Genomic DNA, 1,255 nt, shown 5'->3' with positions numbered 1-1,255 from the left:
GTCGAACGTGCTCGCGCGCAGGTCGCGGATCTCATTCGTGCGAGGCCGGACGAAATCATTTGGACGTCAGGTGCAACAGAGTCGAATAACCTCGCGCTCAAGGGGTATGCCGATAATGCGAATGGCAATTGCCATTTCGTGACCAGCCAGATTGAACACAAGGCGATTTTGGACACAATGGCGAGCCTAGAACAACGCGGCTATCCAGTGACCTATGTTCGACCGGACGAACGGGGGGAGATTTCACTGGAGTCAATCAAGGCCGCGTTGCGCTCTGACACGGGACTGGTATCGTTAATGTTGGTGAATAACGAAATCGGGACGCTCACAAACATCTCGGAAATCTCTGGCCTGGTACATGCCGCCAACGCTATTCTTCATGTCGACGCGGCCCAGGGACTTGGGAAAACGGCTATCGACGTCAAGGCGATGGGTATTGACCTGATGTCTATGTCGGCACATAAGGTATACGGTCCCAAGGGCATTGGGGCTTTATATGTCAACGAGGATGTAGCGAAGAAGATTGCGCCTCAAATGCATGGCGGCGGGCACGAGCGCGGCCTGCGATCCGGGACGCTTCCTACGCACCAGATTGTCGGAATGGGTGTCGCTTGTGAACTCGCTTCAGCCGAAATGATGGCCGACAACGAGCGGATTTCCCGTCTCCATAAACGGTTCTTGGACACTGTTTCGGACCTCAGAGTCATTGTTCAGAACGCGGCTCGCGCGAAGCGTATCCCGCACATGTTGAGCCTGACTTTCGATCTCCCAGGTTTCTTTCCGTTTATGCTTTCGGGTGATATGGCGATTTCTTCGACGTCGGCGTGCAATTCCGCTGCGGGCACGCCATCGCACGTCTTGACGGCAATTGGACTGGATGAGGACGCGGTCGGCCGGACAGTACGAATAAGCTTTGGCCGATACACTACAGAGGCAGATGTTGACCACGCGATTGCATGTGTCATGGCGGTCGTTAGCCAGTGTAGTGCGTCGGTCGCGTAGAGGTTTTGAAAGCGAAGTAAGGAAAAGACATAGGTGCTTTTGCACGAAACGGTTTGCGGGCATTGTCACGTTGGTTCTGGTGCAAATAGGCGGTGGGAATCGGTTAAAGTATTGAGCCTAACAATCAGGTTATCGCTGATGGGCAAGCCAAAAGGTCAGAGCGGGCTGTTTGATGGCCGACATTTTGATCGCGAAATCATCATTCTGTGTGTTCGCTGGTACCTTCGTTACAAGCTCAGCCTACGCGATCTGG

At 53.8% G+C, this 1,255-nt stretch carries 2 pseudogenes; both read left to right on the top strand.

What is annotated here, in order from left to right:
• Window positions 1-999: pseudogene (locus WM40_RS27050) on the top strand (cysteine desulfurase family protein); the annotation flags it as partial.
• 141 nt (window positions 1,000-1,140) lie between these two features.
• Window positions 1,141-1,255: pseudogene (locus WM40_RS29755) on the top strand (IS6 family transposase); the annotation flags it as partial.

Origin of the sequence: Robbsia andropogonis, from assembly GCF_000970345.1 — a bacterium.
In the GTDB taxonomy this organism is placed as follows: domain Bacteria; phylum Pseudomonadota; class Gammaproteobacteria; order Burkholderiales; family Burkholderiaceae; genus Robbsia; species Robbsia andropogonis.
Note: the sequence above shows the minus strand (reverse complement) of the source record. Positions and strands in the feature narration are given on the sequence as shown.